This is a genomic window from Microbacterium sp. 1.5R, assembly GCF_007667425.1.
Taxonomy (GTDB): Bacteria; Actinomycetota; Actinomycetes; order Actinomycetales; family Microbacteriaceae; genus Microbacterium.
The window spans coordinates 2,137,437-2,150,377 of record NZ_VDRC01000001.1 but is presented as its reverse complement, the minus strand read 5'-3'; the positions used below and the strand labels follow the sequence as shown (position 1 = coordinate 2,150,377).

General features: G+C 68.0%; 11 protein-coding genes and 1 pseudogene. 6 read left to right on the top strand and 6 right to left on the bottom strand.

Annotation, left to right across the window (positions count from 1 at the left end; genetic code table 11):
* Positions 1-19 precede the first annotated feature (19 nt).
* Positions 20-1,342: an extracellular solute-binding protein gene (locus FSY98_RS10280; RefSeq protein WP_222119147.1), complete on the bottom strand. Its 1,323-nt coding sequence runs from the start codon at positions 1,340-1,342 to the stop codon at positions 20-22.
* A gap of 263 nt (positions 1,343-1,605) precedes the next feature.
* Here FSY98_RS10280 and FSY98_RS10275 point away from each other — a divergent pair, with 263 nt between their 5' ends.
* Positions 1,606-3,237 (top strand): beta-N-acetylhexosaminidase, encoded by a 1,632-nt coding sequence (locus tag FSY98_RS10275; RefSeq protein WP_144876321.1) that lies wholly within the window; start codon positions 1,606-1,608, stop codon positions 3,235-3,237.
* Positions 3,238-3,456: 219 nt separating this feature from the next.
* Here the strand turns inward: FSY98_RS10275 and FSY98_RS10270 are convergent, their stop codons facing one another.
* Entirely contained in the window at positions 3,457-4,692 is a 1,236-nt protein-coding gene (locus FSY98_RS10270; protein ID WP_260857353.1) for a hypothetical protein, read from the bottom strand.
* Between the two features lie 373 nt (positions 4,693-5,065).
* Between FSY98_RS10270 and FSY98_RS10265 the strand changes: the two genes are divergently transcribed.
* From FSY98_RS10265 to FSY98_RS10255, 3 genes are all read left to right on the top strand, one after another.
* The gene (locus FSY98_RS10265; RefSeq protein WP_144876317.1) at positions 5,066-6,727 is read left to right on the top strand and encodes a glycoside hydrolase family 13 protein; all 1,662 of its coding nucleotides are present in this window, start codon (positions 5,066-5,068) and stop codon (positions 6,725-6,727) included.
* Positions 6,728-6,765: 38 nt separating this feature from the next.
* The gene (locus FSY98_RS10260; RefSeq protein ID WP_144876315.1) at positions 6,766-7,170 is read left to right on the top strand and encodes an arsenate reductase ArsC; all 405 of its coding nucleotides are present in this window, start codon (positions 6,766-6,768) and stop codon (positions 7,168-7,170) included.
* Between the two features lie 425 nt (positions 7,171-7,595).
* A complete protein-coding gene (locus FSY98_RS10255) occupies positions 7,596-8,426 on the top strand; it encodes a hypothetical protein (protein ID WP_144876313.1) in 831 nt (276 codons plus the stop codon).
* Here the strand turns inward: FSY98_RS10255 and FSY98_RS10250 are convergent.
* Positions 8,423-8,866: a DUF488 family protein gene (locus FSY98_RS10250; protein WP_144876311.1), complete on the bottom strand. Its 444-nt coding sequence runs from the start codon at positions 8,864-8,866 to the stop codon at positions 8,423-8,425. The two genes, FSY98_RS10255 and FSY98_RS10250, sit on opposite strands and share 4 nt — an antisense overlap.
* 425 nt (positions 8,867-9,291) lie before the next feature.
* Between FSY98_RS10250 and FSY98_RS10245 the strand changes: the two genes are divergently transcribed.
* Positions 9,292-10,743, top strand: a complete 1,452-nt coding sequence (locus FSY98_RS10245; protein WP_144876309.1) for a hypothetical protein — start codon at positions 9,292-9,294, stop codon at positions 10,741-10,743.
* Between the two features lie 248 nt (positions 10,744-10,991).
* On the opposite strand, the pseudogene FSY98_RS10240 reads toward FSY98_RS10245, so the two are convergent.
* The 3 genes and pseudogenes from FSY98_RS10240 to fdxA form a co-directional block, all read right to left on the bottom strand.
* A pseudogene (locus tag FSY98_RS10240) lies at positions 10,992-11,386 on the bottom strand (superoxide dismutase); the annotation flags it as partial.
* 38 nt (positions 11,387-11,424) lie between these two features.
* Positions 11,425-11,943: a flavin reductase family protein gene (locus FSY98_RS10235; RefSeq protein ID WP_144876307.1), complete on the bottom strand. Its 519-nt coding sequence runs from the start codon at positions 11,941-11,943 to the stop codon at positions 11,425-11,427.
* Positions 11,940-12,266: a ferredoxin gene (fdxA, locus tag FSY98_RS10230; protein WP_144876305.1), complete on the bottom strand. Its 327-nt coding sequence runs from the start codon at positions 12,264-12,266 to the stop codon at positions 11,940-11,942. Before fdxA ends, FSY98_RS10235 begins: the two co-directional genes overlap by 4 nt.
* Before the next feature lie 75 nt (positions 12,267-12,341).
* Between fdxA and soxR the strand changes: the two genes are divergently transcribed.
* Positions 12,342-12,815, top strand: coding sequence for a redox-sensitive transcriptional activator SoxR (gene soxR, locus FSY98_RS10225; RefSeq protein WP_260857352.1), 474 nt, complete (start codon positions 12,342-12,344; stop codon positions 12,813-12,815).
* Positions 12,816-12,941: the final 126 nt, after the last annotated feature.

Here is a 12,941-nt window from a genome sequence, read left to right as displayed (position 1 = left end):
CGCGCGGCATCCTCTGTCGTCACTCGATGTTGAGCGTCTTGTCGGCGTCGGCGTCGAAGTCCTTCGCCGCGTCCTCGACGCTCTTCGAACCGGAGGCGATGGCGGAGAACAGGTTGTTGATCGCCTTGTTGCTCTCGATCGTCGTCCAGTTCGCGTTGGCCGGGGTGGCCTTCGAGTTCAGCGCCGCCGTGAAGAAGCTGGAACGCAGCTCGGCGACCGACTCCTGAGCGAACTCGATGCCCTCGACGCTGTTCGGGATCCAGCCGTCGACGCCGTAGACGTAGTCCTTCTGGATGTCGGGGCTCGTCGCGATCTTCACCCAGTTCAGGGCCAGGTCGGAGTTCTTCGACTTCACCGGCAGGGCCCAGTCGGAGCCGCCGAGCATGACCGGCTGCGCGTCTCCCGAGATGCCTGGCATCGGGAAGGTGCCCAGATCGGCCTCCATGTCCGGGTTGATCTTGAGGATCGCGCCGGTGTTCGTGTTGAGGATGGCCGAGGTCTTACCGTCGGCGAAGAGCTGGCCCTGGTTCGGCTCGAACGTGTCGAGCGTCGCGGACGCCGCGGTCGAGTACTCGTTCTGGAACTCCTTGAAGGCGGTGAGGCCCTCGATCGCCTCGGGGGACGAGAAGCCCGACTTCCACTCGCCGCCGTCGTTGCTCGCGATGTCGCCGCCGGCGTCCCACACGAACTGCATGCCGGCGTAGAAGTACTGACCGGGCAGGTAGAACGCCGAGAAGTCGGCGGTCTGCGCGTTGGCGGCCTTGACCTTGTCGAGCGCGGCCGTGAGCTCGTCGAACGTCGTCGGCGCCGCGGTGACCCCGGCCTCGGCCCACATCTTCTTGTTGTAGATCACGGCACGGGCGCCGGCGAACCCGGGAACGCCGTAGAGGTCTCCGTCGACCGTCGCGGGGTCGACGAGTCCGTCGAGCCAGGTCTGCCCCTGGGCCAGGTCGTCCTTGTACGGGGTCAGGTCGAGAAGACCACCGGTCGCGGCGTAGCTGGCGATCTGCGTGTTACCCACGTCGACCACGTCGGGCGGCGTATCGGTGGCGAGGGCGGTGGTCAGCTTGGTGGTGATGCCGTCCCAGGTCTGCGACTGGATCGTGACCTCGGCACCGGTCTGCTTCGTGAACTCCTCGTTGATCGCGGCGAGCGTCTCCTCGGTGTAGTCGTTCTGCATGACCCAGACGTTCAGCGTCTGGCCGTCGCCGTCGACCTCGGGCACCTTGCCGTCGCTGGGGGCGCCGGCATTGCCGGTGCCGGCGGAACCCGAGCACGCGCTGAGCGCGAGGACGGTCACGATGCCCAGTGCACCGACCGCCGTCATTTTCTTGATTGCCACGTGAATCTCCTTGGTAGGTGGGATACCGCATTCGGATACGTCGATGTGTCGAGCGGTGACAGTTAGTACACATCTGTTGCATATCCTTTGTCAATCATTATGTTGGTATCAGTTGAACCGTGACGTTTCCGCAATATGACGGGGATGTTTCGCCTCTCGGCAGGATCGTCGGTCGGCGAATTAGGTCACTTTATTTACTAACTATTAGGGCATGTAACCAACTAATTCATGCCACCGCGAAATCACCAGGGAGTCGCCGAGAAATGCCCACCCTTCTACCCCGCCCCACCGCTCAGGAATTCTCCGACGGAGAGTTCGACCTCACCCGCGACACCGCACTGTCCGCCCACCCCGACCTCGTGCAGCCCGCGCAGCGACTCCAGGAACGCCTCCGAGCCGCGACCGGCTTCGTGCTCCCGCTCGACGTCTCGACGACGGCACCCGACTCCGTCGGCATCCGGCTCGATCTCGACCGCTCGCTCGCGGCCGAGGGCTTCGCGCTCGAGACCGCCCCCGGGGCCGTGCGCATCGCCGCGTCGACCGGCCGCGGCGCGCAGTGGGCCGTGCAGGCGCTGCTGCAGCTGTTCCCCGCCGCCGTCTACCGTCGGTCACCCGCCGCCGGCGTCCGCTGGGCCGCACCCGCGACCCGTTTCACCGATGCGCCGAAGTTCCCGTGGCGCGGCGCGATGCTCGACGTCGTGCGCCACTTCGCGCCGACCCGCGACGTGCTGCGGTTCATCGACCTGCTGGCGATGCACCGCCTCAACACCCTGCACCTGCACCTCAGCGACGACCAGGGCTGGCGCGTCGAGATCGCCCGCTATCCGCGCCTCACGGAGGTGGGCGGGTGGCGCCCCGAGACCCAGCTCGGCGCCGCTCACGGCTCCGCCGCCGACGGCCGTCCGCATGGCGGCTTCTACACGCAGGACGACATCCGCGAGATCGTCGCCTACGCGGCCGACCGCGGCATCACCGTGGTGCCCGAGATCGAGCTGCCGGGGCACGCGCAGGCCGCGGTCGCCGCGTACCCCGAGCTGGGCGTCGGCGACAGCGCCCCGACCACCCCGTGGACCCTGTGGGGCATCAACCCGGTGATCTTCAACGTGGAGGAGTCGACGATCGCCTTCCTCAGCGACGTGCTCGACGAGATCATCGAGCTGTTCCCCTCCGAGTACATCTGCATCGGCGGCGACGAGTGCCCGAAGATCCAGTGGGTGGAGGACGAGCGCACCCAGGAGCGGATGCGGGAGCTCGGCCTGCACGACGAGGAGGAGCTGCAGAGCTGGTTCGTCAGCCGCATCGGCCAGCACCTCGCCTCGCGCGGGCGCAAGCTGCTCGGGTGGGACGAGATCCTCGAGGGCGGCCTCGCCGATGGCGCGACCGTGCTCTCGTGGCGCGGGCGGGTGGGCGCGCTGACCGCTGCCCGATCGGGCAACGACGTCGTCGCCTGCCCCGAAGACACGGTGTACCTCGACTACCGCGAGTCGGATCTGCCGTCGGAGCCGATCCCGACCGGCACCGTCACGACGGTCGAGAAGGCGTACTCGTTCGACCCGGTGCCCGCCGAGCTCGACGCCGAGCAGGCGACGCACGTCCTCGGAGGGCAGGCCAACCTGTGGACCGAGCACATCGACTCGATGCGCGGCCTCGACTACCGGGCATTCCCGCGCCTGGCGGCCGTCGCCGAGGCCCTGTGGACGACGGGCGATCGCGAGTACGAGGAGTTCGCGCCGCGACTCGCCGAGCATCTCGCACGACTGGATGCCGCGGGGGTCGAGTACCGGCACGCCGACGGTCCGCGTCCGTGGCAGGAGCGGCCGGGCGTGAGCGGGCGTACCCGCTCGGTCGAGGAGGCCGCGGCGCACCTCGCCCGCATCACCGCCAACATCGGCTGAGCGCCGCGCCGCGGCATCCGGCGCTGTTCCCCGCTTGCCGCCTTGGGCGCCGCTGGCGCCGAGCCACCCCTTTCGAGGCGAGCCACCCCCGTCCGTGCGGTACACACGGGGGTGGCTCGGCGCGTCGGGGGGTGGCTCGGCGCGCATGGGGTGGCTCGGGCTGGGCCCGGGCCCTGCCCGGGACGCGGCCGGGTGTGGGCGGGGCCGGCACCCCGCGGATCAGGGGGTAGGCAGCGCGAACGGGTTGTCGGCGGCGGCGGCCAGCAGGTACCAGGCGGTGGTGCCGGTGTGCAGGCTCGCGTAGTACAGGTCGCCGAATCCGGAATCGAGGCCGTCGGTCGATGTGGCGACGATGCCCTTGCCGTCGCCGTTCGGCGCATCGCGCTGCGCGAGACGGATGCTGCTGAGCAGCGACTCCGCGGCATCCGCATCGCCGACCCCGTCGCGCAGCCGCAACGCCAGCGCGAGGTGCCCGCTGCCCTCGAACCACACCTTCGAGACGTCGACATGGCTGATGGAGGGGCCGCTGTACGGTCCGTCCGTGGCGATCAGGCTGCCGAGCGTCCAGTCGAGCGCCGCGCCGAATCGGGCGTCGCCCGTGCCGAGGTAGCTCCAGGTCTGCGCATCGAGCGGCACGGGGTACACGTTCGTCGTGCTGCCGTCGAGCAGCGTGCCGGTGTCGACGTGTCCGTCTGCGCTCTGCATGGCCACGACGAAGTCGGCCGCGACGGTCGAGCGCTCCGCCCACACCGGGTCCCCCGTGAGCTGTGCGAGCTGTCCGAAGAAGCCGGCGATGTCGCTGTTGTGCTCCGTGGACTTCCACACGAGCGAGGTGCCGTCTTCGAGCTGGCCGCCGGTGTAGCCGTAGGGAGCGCGAGCCATGTCGGCCGTGTTCGCGTGGATCCACTGCGCGATGTCGAGGGCGCCGTCGAGGTACTTCTGCTCGCCGGTCGCGTGGAACAGGCGCGCGAGCGCCATGCCGACCCAGGCCTGGTTGCCGGTGAACGTGCCGGGGCCGGTGATCTCCATTCGACCCTGCCGGATGCCGTGCGGCTCGTACGAGGTGCGCACACGTCCGTCGCCGATGGGGTCGTTCTCCTGCACGAAGAGGAGCGAGTCGCCGACCTTCTGTGCTCGGCGGAGGTCGTCGGGCAGACCGCGTGCGGTGTACGCGATGATGACGAGGGCGTCGTCGTAGACGAACGACGGAGTGAAGTCCCAGGTCGGGAGATCGGTGAAGAAACCACCCTGGTAGCTGCGGGGGAGGCACATGCCGTCGCCGTCGCAGAACTCGTCGACCCGCCCGTCGAGGAACTCGTAGGCGTGCGCGACCGACAGGCTCGGGTCGGGTGCCGAGCCGTCGGGCGTGGGGTCGTCGGCGGAGGCGACGGCGGTCGAGACGAGGGTGGCGGCACCGGCGATCACGGTCGTGGCGACGACCATGGCAGCGACCATCCGTCTCACAGGACGGCGCGCAGTACCGGACATCATGACCCCCTCGGTCGGAACCGCGCGATGCGACAGCGCGGGCGACCTGCAGGTCACGGCAGAATCTTGGCATTCCGGGCGGTGGCGCAGTAGTGGCGAAGGTCTATGCCTCTGCATCCGTTCGTCGATGGTGCGTGCGGCGCCGAGACCCACCTCGCCCGTCGAGACCCATCTCGCCCGTCGAGACCCACCGTCGCCAACGTCTGCCGTGGTGGGTCTCGGCGCGGGTGGTGGGTCTCGGCGGCGACGAGGGCTTCGACACGCGACGGCCCCGCATCGGTACCGAAACGATTCGATCCCCGCGTCGTCAAGGCCTCCGCATGTGCAATAGCCTGATCGCATGGCACAGCTTGAGCAGATCGCAGCCCCCGGTTCCGAGTGGTGGCGCAGCGCGGTCATCTACCAGATCTACCCCCGTTCCTTCGCCGACGCATCGGGCGACGGCATCGGCGACCTGCCCGGCATCACCAGCCGCCTCGACTCGCTGAAAGAGCTCGGCGTCGACGCCATCTGGCTGAGCCCCTTCATGACGAGCCCGCAGCGCGACGCCGGCTACGACGTCGCCGACTACCGCGACGTCGACCCGCTGTTCGGCACCCTCGACGACTTCGACACCATGCTGAACGAGGCGCATCGCCGCGGCATCCGCGTCGTCGTCGACCTCGTGCCGAACCACTCCTCCGCGCAGCACGCGTGGTTCCAGGCCGCGCTGCGGGCGGCGCCGGGCAGCCCGGAGCGCGCGCGGTACATCTTCCGCGACGGCAAGGGTGAGAACGGCGAACTCCCGCCGAACAACTGGGAATCGGTGTTCGGCGGCGGCATGTGGGAGCGCGTGACCGAGGCCGACGGCACGCCCGGCCAGTGGTACCTGCACATCTTCGACCCCACGCAGCCCGACTTCGACTGGACGAACGAAGAGGTCCGCGAGGAGTTCCGCTCGATCCTGCGTTTCTGGCTCGACCGCGGGGTCGACGGCTTCCGCGTCGACGTGGCGCACGGCATGATCAAGGCCGACGGCCTGCCCGACTACACCCCGCCGGCCGACGCCGACTCGATGGGCGGCGGCGAAGCCGACGTCCCCTACTGGGGACAGGACGGCGTGCACGACATCTACCGCGACTGGCATCGCGTGCTGGCCGAGTACGACGGCGACCGTGCCCTGTGCGGCGAGGCATGGATGCCGACGCTGAAGCAGACCGCGCTGTGGGTGCGCCCCGACGAGATGCACCAGACGTTCAACTTCCCGTACCTCATGACGGAATGGGATGCCGAGAAGCTGGGCGAGGTCATCCGCGAATCGCTCGAGGAGTTCGGCGCGGTCGGCGCCCCGAGCACCTGGGTGCTGTCGAACCACGACGTCGTGCGGCATGCCTCGCGCCTCGCGCTCACCGAGGAGAACCCGCAGGGCGACGGCATCGGTCCGAACACCCCGAACAAGCCCGACACCGCCATCGGGCTGGCCCGCGGACGTGCCGCCACGACTCTCATGCTCGCGCTGCCCGGCTCGGCGTACATCTACCAGGGCGAGGAGCTCGGACTGCCCGAGGCCATGGAGATCCCCGACGCCTTCCGTCAGGACCCGACCTGGTTCCGCACCAACGGCGAGCGCTACGGACGGGACGGATGCCGCGTGCCGATCCCGTGGGAGGCCGATGCCCCGGCGTTCGGCTTCAACGAGTCGGGCGCATCCTGGCTGCCGCAGCCGGCGGAGTGGGCGACCTACGCCCGCGACGTGGAGCAGGCGGACGAGACGTCGACCCTCGCGCTCTACACGCAGCTGCTCGCGGTTCGCAGAGAGCGCGGCTTCGGATCGGGCTCTCTCGTCTGGGAGGACGCCGGCGCGGACGCCGTGGCCTTCCGCCGCGGAGCGGTGCACGTCGTCGCGAACCTCGGCACGGAGCCGCTCGACCTGCCGGCCGGCGCCACGGTGCTCGTCGCGAGCCAGCCGTTCGACGGCGACGCCCTGCCGGTCGACACGGCCGTCTGGTACACGACGGCCTGACCCGGCGGCGCCGCGCGCGGACGTGGGATGCTGGAGGCATGACCCCCGGCATCCCCTCCGTGCTGTTCGTCTGCGTCCACAACGCAGGTCGCTCGCAGATGGCCGCAGGTCTCCTGCGCGCCGCGGCGGGCGATCGCATCGAGGTGCGCTCGGCCGGATCGATGCCCGCCGCGCAGATCAACCCCGTCGCCGTCGAGGCGATGGCCGAGCTCGGGATCGACATCACCGCCGAGTCCCCGAAGGTGCTGACGACGGATGCCGTGCAGGCGTCGGACGTCGTCATCACGATGGGATGCGGCGACGCCTGCCCGATCTTCCCGGGGAAGCGCTACGAGGACTGGGAGCTCGACGACCCGGCGGGCCAGGGCATCGAGGCCGTGCGGCCGATCCGTGACGACATCCGTCGCCGGATCGACGCCCTCGTGACCGAGCTGCTCGCCTGACGCCCCTCTCTTCCTTTCGCCGAGCCCCCCTTTGCGCCGAAACCCCCCGATACGCGCGCACGCACTGGGGGTTTCGGCGGTAACGGGGGGCTTCGGCGATGTCTGCAACCCTGACCGAGCCGCGCCCGGACGACCATCGCACAGGCCCGCGCAACGGTCAGCATCAACACCGGGGGCAGGCTCCTCATCGGGAAGCTGTCCGCGGCCACGGCCGACGGCCCCTGGAGCGCGAACAGCATCGTCGACACCGACGCGTTCTGGCAGATCTGCAGGCAGAGCGCACTACCCAACCGGGTCAGCAACACCACCCTGTTCGACAAGCTCCCCGCCCGCGCCGACGGCGACGACATCGATGTGAAGACCCGCGACCTCCTCTCGGCCGGTTCGAACCGCGCTATCCCAACGAGAACGCTATTCTGACGGGCATGGCACCGGGGGTAGAGCGCGCGCAAGTTCTGATCACGGTGAAAGCTGCGCCCGAGCCTTCCTCCACATATGGAGACACGGTGTGCGTGGCGGGGATTCGTATCGACGGTTCTCGCGCCGAATGGATCCGCCTCTATCCTTTCCCGTTCCGCTGGATGCCGGAGTGGGTCCGATTCAAGAAGTACGACGTCATTGAAGTCGACGTGCACCGCAGTGCCAGGGATGACCGTCGCGAAAGCTACCGCCCCGACATTCAGTCGATCGAAATCATCAGCCATCTCAACAAGTGGAAGCATCGGCACGAGATCGTTGGGAAGGTGACCTCCACGTCCACGTGCGAACTGCACCGCGCGGCGCTCAGCGACAGCAAGGCAGCGTCTCTCGGGCTCGTTCCGGTCAATTCCGTGGAGAGACTGGAGATCGTACCGTTCGCAGGCTGGAGCGATGCACAGCTCAAGCGCATCGCCGACGCCGAGAACCTCGCTCCGCTAGACCTGTTCGGGCACGGAATAGACACGCCGCCCGAGCTGCAGGCGCCCCGATTCACCGTTCGGTACCGGTACCGGTGCTCTGCCAGCGGTTGCCCGTCCCACGGCGGGCGACTCTTAGATTGGGAGCTCGGTGAACTGCAGCGTCGTCACCTCAAAGAGCTCACCGACGACGATGCGAAACGCGAGATTGAGAAGAAGTTCCTCACCCAGAAGTTCGCCGCAAACCGCCAGACGTCGTTCTTCGTCGGCAACTTCGGGGACAAGACGAAGCGCGGAAGCTTCAGCGTCCTTGGCGTGTATGCCCCCACCCAGACGGACGTCGTTCCCACCCTGTTCTAGGCCGTGACGAGATCGCGGGCCATTCGGGCCGTCAGTGCTTCACGCACCTGCTGACGGTGGCAATGATCTTCGTCAGCTTCGAAACAGAACAGGGCGATCGTGCGGTTCCTCGCGAGTGATGCTAGTTCCTCCAGCGCGACCGCAGCTCGGTCGGATGTCAGCACGTCGCGGAACCGGTCGCGCGCCTCGAGGGCTTCGGTGGTGTGGATCCCTGCGTAGCCGTCGCGATTGTCGCGATGATTGCCCAGCGCCGGCATGTGCACATACTCGACACCGGCCGCCCGCAGAGCCTCTGAGAGCGCCGTCTTCGAGAACCCGCGCTTGCGTGAGATCGCGTTCAATCGAACGTCCACCAGCGTCTCTACACCGCGAAGGCGCAGCTTCGAGACGAATGCGTCCAGAGTCTGGCCCTCATAGCCGATGCCAAGAATGCTGCTCATCTGCCGGGTCTCCTTTGTGAGGTACGAACGGTGTGCAGCGGTGCGGCATCTCGGTGAACAGTACCGCGCATCAGATCGGCCGACGAACCTCGTCCCGCAGCGCGCACACCTGCGCTGCGGGGCGCTCCGGCGCCGAATCTCTCGGTGAACGCTGACCCGCAGCGCCAAGAGCTCCGCCATGGATAGCGTACCGACATCGAGCATGTAACGAATCGTATCCGTTACAGTTCCTTCAGGGGAAAATAGCCCGGACGGCACGCAGAGCTACCTCGGTGCGACCCTCGATGTTCCCGCACTTTCGTGGCTGCTCGCCGGGGTGGGCGCGGGTGTCGGCGGTGGTCGGTACTCTCGGTGCAGGGGCTTGCGTGGGGCAGGTCGATGGGCACTCAGTGTGTGCGTGCCGAATTATCAGGGGAGTCGGTCTAATGAGCGATCTGGATACGTCGCGGGCGCCGAGGGGCGTTCTTGCCGCGCAGCGTCTCGTGGAGGCGGTGGCGGAGCGAGGGGATCTGGCAGAACGTCACTATCTGGAGCTGAAGAGCACGCTGGACTTGTCCACGAAAAAGGACAAGGAGAAGATCGCGAAGTTCATCCTCGGCGCCTCCAATCGGATGCCTGATACGGCAGCAACGGCGTTCGAGGGATACGCGGCGATGGTGATCGGCGTGGGTGCCGGTCAGGTCGTTGGGATCGCGCCGGTCGAGATGATGGAGATCGCGAAGGTCGTCCAGCAGTATGTGGGAGCTGCGGGCCCCCGGTGGGACGTCGTGTGGGTGCCGATCGAGGGTTCCGCCAACCAGGTCCTCATCATCGTGGTGGATCCGCCCGAACCCGGTCAGAGGCCGTTCCCGTGCCGTAGCAACGGGGAATCGTTGACAAGCGGGCGGATCTACATTCGCGCCGATGGGGAGACGCGCGAGGCTAACGCGGACGAGTTCGATCTGCTGCTGGCGCGCGGGGCGGCCTCGCAGAAAGTTGAGGTCGATTTCGGCGTGGAGGTTTCCGGTGGGGTCGCGCATGTCGCGATCGATGACGCGCGCACGCTCGAGGCTTATGTCGCGGGGCAGCGGCGTCGGCTGCTCGGCGCTCTCCCCGCCGTCGAACCGCTCGTCAACGACACGGCCGACACGGTCGACACAGGAGCGGTCGGTGCGGGGAGTCTCGCGGAGCTGGCCGCCGGGGTGCAGAGGATCGCGGCCATGTCGTCGGTGGCGCGGAGTGCGGCGTTGATGGTGGACGCGTCGACGGTTCCGGAAGGGCGCACCGAGGAAGCGTATCGCGCGGCGATCGATCTGTGGGAGACCCGATTCCGGACCGCGTGGGGGGCGGCGTCGCCGCGTATCGCGGCAAGTAGTCTGCAGCCGGTGGTGGTGAGGATAGTGAATCGGACGACGACGTTCTTTCATGATGTCGAGGTGAAGGTGCACCTGGACGGTGACGTATTCGCGTATGACTACATCGACCCGCAGTGGGCTGAGGACCTGTCGAGCTTGGAGTTGCCGGTCCCGCCGCGCGTGTGGGGGCCACGGCAGCGTGACCTCGGGTACTCCCACCTCGCGAACGCCGGCTACGTCCCTCAGTCGTTCTCCGGCACCTACATTCCGCCGTCGGTGAGCTTCAAGAACGGGGGATCGGTGGATCTGGATCTCGACGTGGGGGAGCTCCGCCCCCGCGGGACGTACGAATCGGAGGACGATGAGTTCGTGCTTGTCGTCGCCGACGCGTCGATGACAATGATCCACGGCACATGGCAGCTCACAGCACGCGACCACAACGAGGTGTTCACGGGAGTAATCGACATCCCAGTCGGTGAACCAGTCGATCTCACCGACAGCGCCCGAGGGGTGCTGCGCCTGGATAATACGACGGGCGCGTGATGGGCGCGGCGGCACGGTCGTGGTTGCGTGATCTGAGCTCCCTCTACACCCCGACGGCGACACAGTTCGGAGGCGCCGCCGCACACAGGGCTTCCATTCGGGCGCGACTGGACACCGTGTTCCGTGTGCGTCAAATGTTCGACATCGGGTCTCTGCGCCATGGCGCCGGTGTGCGGCGGTACAGCGACGCCGACTATCTGACCTGCTGGTCGAACATCTAGAAGCTCACCGGGACGGGCGCCGACCTAGTCCCAGGCGAGCACGGCCCAGCCGGATCCCTGGACGCCAAGCGCGGTGGCGGTGAAGTGCGCGCGGAACTTGTCGATCGATCCGAACGCGTCGTCGAGCGCCGCGGACAGCTCGCCTTCGGGGTTGCCGCCGCCCCCGCCGAGAGGTTCTGCCAGAACACCGAGTGGTTGATGTGACCGCCGAGGTTGAACGCGAGGTCTTTCTCGAGCTTGTTCACGGCGGCGAGGTCGCCCGCATCGCGCGCGGCCGCCAGCTGCTAGATCGCGCTGTTCGCGCCGGTGACGTAGGCCTGGTGGTGCTTCGAGTGGTGCAGCTCCATGATCTTGCCGGAGATGTTCGGGGCGAGCGCCGAGTAGTCGTACTGGAGCTCGGGGAGGGTGTGCGGAGTGGACATGATGATTCCTTCCTTCGATTGGTCGGGAAGGGCGCGCGTCAGACCTGGTCGCCGGGCAGCGCGTGGAAGCGGCGGTCGAGGTAGACGAGGGGCCGGCCCTGCTGACCGAGCAGCACCTCGTCGACCTCGGCGATGACCACGGTCGAGGATCCGACGGCGACGGTCGTCATGGGATGGCAGCGCATCGCGACGCGCGCCTCGCGCAGGTAGGGCTCTCCGGTGGGCAGCGCGCTCCAGCCCTGGGCATCGGTGAAGCGCTCGGCGCCGCTGATCGCGAAGCTCTGCGCGAGGTCGGAGTGCTCGTCGTCGATGAGGTGCACGACGAAGCTATCGGACGAGAGGATCGCCCCCGCGCTGCCGGTGGCACGGGTGACCGAGAACACGATCGCGGCCGGGTCGACCGCGACGGACGCGACGCTGGATGCCGTGAGCCCGACCGGTCCGTCGGGGGTCGTCGCCGTGATGATGGCGACGCCGGCCGGGTGCTGCCGGAACGCGGCCTTCAACCCCTCGCCGACAGGAGACGGCGTCGGCGCGGGGGGTGGTGTGGTGGTCATTCGTGTGCCTCCTGCGGCGGGAGTGCGGCGATGAGCGGATGATCGTGCTCGATGACACCGACCTTGGCAGCCCCACCGGGCGACCCGATGTCGTCGAAGAATTCGACGTTGGCCTTGTAGTAGTCCTGCCATTCTGACGGCAGATCGTCTTCGTAGTAGATCGCCTCGACCGGGCAGACCGGTTCGCACGCGCCGCAGTCGACGCACTCGTCGGGGTGGATGTACAGCGAGCGCTCACCCTCGTAGATGCAGTCGACGGGGCACTCGTCGATGCACGCGCGGTCTTTGACGTCGACGCACGGCAGCGCGATCACATAGGTCATGGGATGAGCTTCCGTCGGGTCACGGTATCCACCGTAAGACCTCAAGTACACTTGAGGTCAAATCATGGAGACCCCTTGACAGTGCACACCGATCACGACCGCGCGCCCCACGCCCCCGACGAGCCGCTCACGATCGGCGAGATGAGTCGACGCACCGGCGTGGCCGCGTCCGCCCTGCACTTCTACGAAGACCTCGGCCTCATCGCCTCGACCCGCACGCCGGGGAATCAGCGCCGTTACGCCAGACACATGCTGCGCCGGGTGTCGCTCATCACGGTGGCGAAGCGCCTCGGCATCCCGCTGTCCGACGTGCAGGAGGCCTTCGCCGACGTGCCCCTGACGCAGACTCCGAGCCACGACGAATGGGCGCGCGCCGCGCGCCGGTGGAAGCGTGAACTCGAGAAGCGCCGCGAGGGCCTCGAGCGCCTCGAGCGCGAACTGACCGGATGCATCGGCTGCGGATGCCTGTCGATGAAGGCGTGCAGCCTGCTCAACCCCGACGACGCGCTCGGCAGCCAGGGCGCGGGCCCGCAGCGCCTGCAGGACTGAGCCCCGTCCCGCCCCGTATGCGTCCTAGCCCTCCCTCTCCCACCGATGCCCCGGCTGAGCGCCGAGGCCCCTGCTGAATCACGTCGCCGAGCAGGGGCCTCGGCATCCAGCAGGGGCGTCGGCGGG